This window comes from uncultured Sulfuricurvum sp. (genome assembly GCF_937936435.1).
GTDB lineage: Bacteria > Campylobacterota > Campylobacteria > Campylobacterales > Sulfurimonadaceae > Sulfuricurvum.
This window is the reverse complement of sequence record NZ_CALDDG010000088.1, coordinates 1-6,312: the sequence shown is the minus strand read 5'-3', so window position 1 is coordinate 6,312 and position 6,312 is coordinate 1. Positions and strand designations below refer to the sequence as shown.

The 6,312-nt window shown below is 48.1% G+C and carries 6 protein-coding genes; all 6 read left to right on the top strand.

Going from position 1 to position 6,312, the window contains the following annotated elements; all coding sequences use genetic code 11:
- The first annotated feature begins 185 nt into the window (after positions 1-185).
- Positions 186-773, top strand: coding sequence for a globin (locus tag Q0389_RS09070; RefSeq protein ID WP_298693647.1), 588 nt, complete (start codon positions 186-188; stop codon positions 771-773).
- Position 774: 1 nt separating this feature from the next.
- Positions 775-1,578, top strand: coding sequence for an energy transducer TonB (locus Q0389_RS09065; protein WP_298693645.1), 804 nt, complete (start codon positions 775-777; stop codon positions 1,576-1,578).
- A gap of 10 nt (positions 1,579-1,588) precedes the next feature.
- Positions 1,589-2,611, top strand: coding sequence for an ABC transporter substrate-binding protein (locus tag Q0389_RS09060; protein ID WP_298693643.1), 1,023 nt, complete (start codon positions 1,589-1,591; stop codon positions 2,609-2,611).
- A complete protein-coding gene (locus Q0389_RS09055; protein WP_298693640.1) occupies positions 2,608-4,860 on the top strand; it encodes a TonB-dependent receptor in 2,253 nt (750 codons plus the stop codon). Before Q0389_RS09060 ends, Q0389_RS09055 begins: the two co-directional genes overlap by 4 nt.
- An 8-nt stretch (positions 4,861-4,868) precedes the next feature.
- The gene (locus Q0389_RS09050) at positions 4,869-5,888 is read left to right on the top strand and encodes an iron ABC transporter permease (RefSeq protein ID WP_298693638.1); all 1,020 of its coding nucleotides are present in this window, start codon (positions 4,869-4,871) and stop codon (positions 5,886-5,888) included.
- The coding region (locus Q0389_RS09045; protein ID WP_298693636.1) for an ABC transporter ATP-binding protein at positions 5,879-6,312 on the top strand (434 nt) is incomplete at its 3' end. The genes Q0389_RS09050 and Q0389_RS09045, both read left to right, overlap by 10 nt.

Genomic DNA, 6,312 nt, shown 5'->3' with positions numbered 1-6,312 from the left:
CGTGAAATGCGTCTGGAAGCCAATTATCGGTTTTAAAGCTTCCCCCTTCGGGGAAAGACCTCGCTCGGACATGAGTAGAGATGACAGGAACGTTTGTCTGCGGTTATTCAAATCCCTGTCATCTCCCCTGATGTCCCAGCATCACGTCATAGATGCGAGCATCATCAACATAAAAAGGAGAAAGCATGTTATTATCAACCGCTGAGGGTAAACCCGTCTCTACATTCAATGCCTGCGGTACCAAACCGTTTCAAGGTGCCGGTCCTGTATCTTTTACGGCGGAAGCAAAAATCGATTTTGTTTATCCGGAAGTGCCGTTTCCCACCGATGCGCTATACAAGGGATGGGGCGAAGCCAATATCCGTGCCATGGTACGATATCACCATGCTCTTCTTCGAAAAAGTGTCATCGGCAGCCTGTTTCCCGCTGACGATGCGGCATTCGTTTTCGCCACGGAAAAGACAGCCGATTTTTTCGTCGAAGCCCTCGGCGGAGAAAAAGCATACACACCGACCCATGGTCATCCGGCGCTTCGTATGCGCCATTTCCATATTACTATCGATGAAAAAGGGCGTGAAATATGGCTGATGATGTATAAAAAAACGATCAACGACCTCAAAATGCCTCCGGAATACATCGAAGAATTTTGGAACTGGATCGAACCCCTATCCATACGGATGATTAACCGACGAACCACCGTGGCGGATATAGAACGCCATCCGTACGGATCGATTTGGATGAAATCCGTCTCTATTGATAAAGAGGAAAACTAGGATGGTCTTTTTAAACCCGATCGTTGTATCAAAAAAGATACATAATAATTTCTTATTAAAAATCAAATCCTTTGCCGCGTCATTATTCGTCCATGCCGCTCTTCTCGGCTCGACACTCTATTTTGCTCTGAACGATCCGATCCCTTTGCCTCTTGAAGAGAAACCCGTCTTGCTTTCGTTAGCGGACTACGCCCCCAGTACATCGGTTACATCGGAAAAAATTCCTATGAAAAGCCATTCCAAGTCCATAGTGAAATCACTATCTTCTAAACCTGAAAAAACGGTTTTAAAACCGAAAAAGACCCTTCAGAGGATACCGTCACTCACTCCGGCGGTATCCTCTGAGGCGTCTACGCCTCAAACTGTTGCCGTGCGTCCCAGTGTTGTTCCATCCGATCTAAAACCCGTCTCAGGCGAACCGCTTCATTCGACTCGTAATCCAGTTACCGATGATTCTCCTCATGACGTACCGACCACTCATCCAACGAACGAATCAACAAAACAGAACGTTTCGTCCGACGAGATCAATGGAGCAACACTGGGGCGCATACGACTGATGATCGAAAACGCCCTTACCTATCCCGCTGTCGCCCGCAAGCTTCATCTGGAAGGGGTAGTAATCGTCTCATTTATCCTCAAACCCAGCGGCATTGTCGAAAAAGCGGAAATTCTTTCCACCAGCGGAAGCAGTACCCTCGACAATAAAGCGATTCAAACCGTTCTCTCGCTCAGCGGAGATTATCCGACGCTGACAAAAACGGTTTATTTGAAGATACCCATCGCCTTCTCACTCAATAAATCCTAGGAGCCCCTCTATGACTGCCTTATTCCGTTTACTGATCCTAATAGTGTTCGCTCTGAATCTTCAGGCTAAAACCGTTACGGATGCCGATGGACACACCGTCACATTACCGGATACGACTGATCGTGTTTTCGGCTCGTCGCCGCCGATGAACTATCTGATCTACGCCTTGAATCCCGAGAAAATGATCGGACTTAATTTCAAAGCCAAAAACCCCAATAACAATGCCGATGAGAAACTATTAGGAAAATATTTTGTCTCTCTTCCCGTGATCGGTTCGTTTCACGGTGGCGGACAAAGCATTAATCTCGAAACCCTTATCGCCTATAAACCCCAGCTCGTACTGGTATGGGAAGATGACATGATGGTACAAACCGTCCGACGTGAAATTGAAAAAATACACGTCCCTACCATTATGATCCCGTTTCGCAAAGTCGATGACATGCCTAAAGCGTTCCGTCTTGCCGGAGAAGCGATAGGGGAAACCAAACGAGCTGAAACTCTGGCGAAATATTCCGAAAAAATCATTCGTGACGTCCAAACGAAAGTAGCTAAAGCCAAACCGACCCGCTACTACTACGCCGAAGGCGTTGACGGTCTCTCTACCGAATGCGATACTTCATTTCACGTCGAAGCGCTCAATTTCGCCGGAGGGGAAAATGTCCATAAATGTCAGCAAAGCGGTCTTCTAGGGCTTGAAAAAATCAGTTTTGAGACGCTGCTTACCTATAACCCCGATGTGATCGTCGTCCAAAACCGTGCCGTCTATAACGACCTCGTCAGCGATCCGATGTGGCAAAACCTCCGTGCGGTCAAAACCGGACGCATCCATCTTGTCCCCACCACACCGTTTAACTGGATCGACCGTCCGCCATCCTTTATGCGGGTTATCGGTATCCAATGGCTCGCAACTCTTTTTCATCCGAAAGAGTACGCCATCGATCTCAACCGACAGGTTCAAGAGTTCTACGATCTCTTTTTCCATGTCAAATTAACCAATCAGCAAACCCAAAAATTACTAGGAGTCAATCCATGAAACTTTCTCCCGTTATGATTTCTATCGCAGCATGCGCTGTTTTGTCTGCCGCGCCGATCACTGTCGAGCGCATCGTCGTCAACGATACCCAAAGCGACAACGATCTGCTCATCGCCGATACCAACCTCTCCGCACCGCAGAATATGCAAAGTTTTACAACAAAAAGCATTGCAACCCTCGGTACTCAAGCGAATATGAACCCATACAGCGTCGTGCAATTTTCCCCGTCGGTCAATTACACCCCTGTCGATCAAGCGGGTTCCAATGAGCCCTCCTACCACGATCCGATCCGTATCCGCGGTAAATCGCAAACAGGTCCCGGAGGAGTGTACCTCATCGACGATACACCCCTTTCGAGCAATCCAGGCGGCGGTAAACAAATGCTCGATATGGAAAACGTCTCTTCCATCGATTTGCTCAAAGGGTTTCTCCCGGTTGAAAAAAACATCGGGTTTTCGAGCCTGATCGGTAAAGTCGATATGAACGTCTTACGTCCGGCCAGCGAAGCGGGGGCTAGCGTCTCTCAAGCATTCGGAAGCGACGACTTTCAACGTACGTTTATACGGGTAGATTCAGGAAAAATCGGTGATGTCAGCGTATTCGGTTCATTTTCAAACCTGACAAACGACAAAACCAAAGGCTCAGGCGATCTGGCACGCAAAAACGGAATGATCGGTTTGACCTATATCCCGAATAATGCATTTAAAGCCGAGCTTTTTGCCATCAAAAATTCCGATGACCACAATAATTACTACAATCTGTCGTATGCTCAGGCAAGCGATCTGGACACTTATTACAAAGCGGACTATTCATCTGTCCATCCGACTTCGGCAAACAATGTCAACTATTACGATTGGAACAAACAAAACTTTGTAACGACGGCTGTTTTCGGAAATTTCGAATACAAACCGACTTCCAAAGATACCCTCTCGTTAAAACCCTATTACAAAAACGATAAAGGGGATTATTGGTACTCGAGTGTCAATGCCGATCCGACCAAAAGCCGCGTAATTAACTGGAGAATGGACCATGACCTCTTCGGGGCTACGGCAGCGTATGAGCATGAATTCTCCGAAGCGCTCAATACCAAAATAGGATACTGGTACCATAAACAACTCCCTCCCGGGCCTCCGTCCGATCAGGTCAAATACAAAGTCGATGCAACAGGAAATCTCGTCTATGACGGCTATTCGGTACTCGCCGATAACGATTATCATGTCCTCCAATCCCCGTTTATCGAACTCAGCGGTACACTTGATAAATTTAATTATCTTATCGGAGCACGCTATCAAAGCTTCAAGCTCGGTTCTCTTACCAGTTACACCAACGGTACCAGTGCGGCTACCAGCAGCGACTATGATACGGCGATTGCAAACGGAACCGTGGATACATGGGGAAGTGTCGATGCCAAAACATTCCATACGTTCTTGCCGTCTTTGTATTTCGGATACGCATTGAACGATACTACGACAGTCTATCTTGACTATTCGCGTACTTATGGATTCGACGTCAATCTCTTCCCGACCTATATCAATCCGAACAATCGTTCTAATTTTGTCAGCAAAGGGGTTACGCTGCAAGAATTGTGGGATAAACTCGATCTCGAAACTTCCGACAACATCGATTTGGGCCTTAAAACCTCTATCGGAGCGATTACTCTCAATCCGAATTTCTATGTTTCATTTGTCAAAAACAAACAGGCAAATGCGTATGATGCCGAATACGATGTCACCTATCCGAGAAATATGGGCGATGCCCTCGGATACGGTGCCGAATTCTCGGCCTACGGTCCGATCAACGAACAGTTGGAATTCCTCTTGGGATTATCGTATAACGAATACTATTTCACCCAAGATTTCCAAACAAATGCCACTACAACGGCAAAAACGGATGGGAATCAGCTTCCTGACGCTCCGAAATTCATGGCAAAAGCGGCACTCTCTTACCACATGGGTGCATGGACTCTAACCCCAAGTGCTCGTTATACCTCCAGCCGTTACGGCGATGTTTTTAACAAAGAAAAAATCGATCCATTCACGGTATTCGATTTGGATGTCGCCTATAAAGCCGGATCGTTTATGGGATCGAAAAGCACCCTTTTCCGTTTGACGGCGACCAATCTGACGAATGAGAAATACATCTCTACGATCAACGCGGCGGATAACTATCTCGCGGCAACGACATCGGCAACGACCTATCAAACCGGAGCCCCGTTTGGGCTTTACGGCAGTGTCAATCTGAAGTTTTAAGGGAATTTATGAACCGTATCAAAAGCATAGGATGGATCGGAGGCGCAAGCGTCCTGCTGATCTTAGTCGCCACACTTTCCCTGTTGTGGGGACAATATCCGATCGATTTTCATACCCTGCTCGGCTACTTGCAGTTTAAACTTTTCGGCGGAACGGGCAATGAGACCTATGCCCTCTTGGACAATATTATCTTGCAAATCCGACTCCCACGCATCCTGCTGGCTATTTTGATCGGAGCTGCACTCGCAACGTCGGGAGCGGCGTTTCAGGCGATGTTTGTCAATCCCCTCGTTTCACCCGGTATTTTGGGTGTTTTGGCAGGAGCCTCATTTGGAGCGGCATTGGGGATGTTGATCTCGGAACAATGGTATATCGTCCAGATACTGGCGTTTATCTTCGGTTTTGTAGCCGTCGGCGTCGCCGTATTGATCGGTTCGATGGTAACCAACTCCCGCTCGACGATTATGCTTGTCCTCGGAGGGGTGATCAGCGGCTCGCTCTTTACCGCCCTGCTTTCGATCATCAAATACGTCGCCGATCCCTACAGCACTCTTCCCGCAATCGTCTATTGGCTCATGGGAAGTTTGACGATGGCAGATCTAAACGGTGTCCTCTACGTCAGTATTCCGATGATTCTCAGTATTATCGGGATGATTCTCCTTTCCAAATATTTCGATCTGCTCAGTCTGGGAGATGAAGAAGCCAAAGCTCTCGGTGTCAACGTCCCGCTGATCCGTTTTTTGGCGATCATCCTAGCCACCCTCGCCAGTTCCCTCTCGGTCGTCATGGCAGGGATTATCGGATGGGTCGGATTGATCATCCCCCATATCATCCGTATGGCGGTTGGCCCTTCGCACCGTTTATTGGTTCCTCTCTCGACGATTACCGGAGCGATCTTTTTGCTTTTGGCCGACTCGGTATCCCGTCTGGCGATGAGCGTCGAAATACCGATCGGGATACTGACCTCTTTGATCGGTATCCCCGTTTTCATCATCGTACTTAAAAATGCGAGGGCAGCATGGAACTAAATCCTATACTTACCGTCAGCGATCTATCGTTTTCCTATCCGACCCGAAAGGTCTTAAACAATATCAACTTTTCCCTGCGTAAAGGGGAAGTCGTCAGCCTCCTCGGCCCTAACGGATGCGGAAAAAGCACCCTGATTCGGCTGATGCTTAGATTACTGCGTCCGCACGGAGGGGAGATATGGCTCAATAACCGTTCGATCGAGCGGTATTCGCACCGCGAAATCGCTTCGCACATCGCCTATATCCCGCAATACCACAACGTACCGTTTAATTACACCGTTTTGGAGATGGTTATGATGGGGAGGGTATCCAAACTCGGGTTTTTCGCCGCACCCTCACACTCTGATCGGACCATTGCCCGCGAGGCATTGGAACGGATCGGGATCGAGTCTCTCTCCGATCGTCCTTTCGGTCAGCTCAGCGG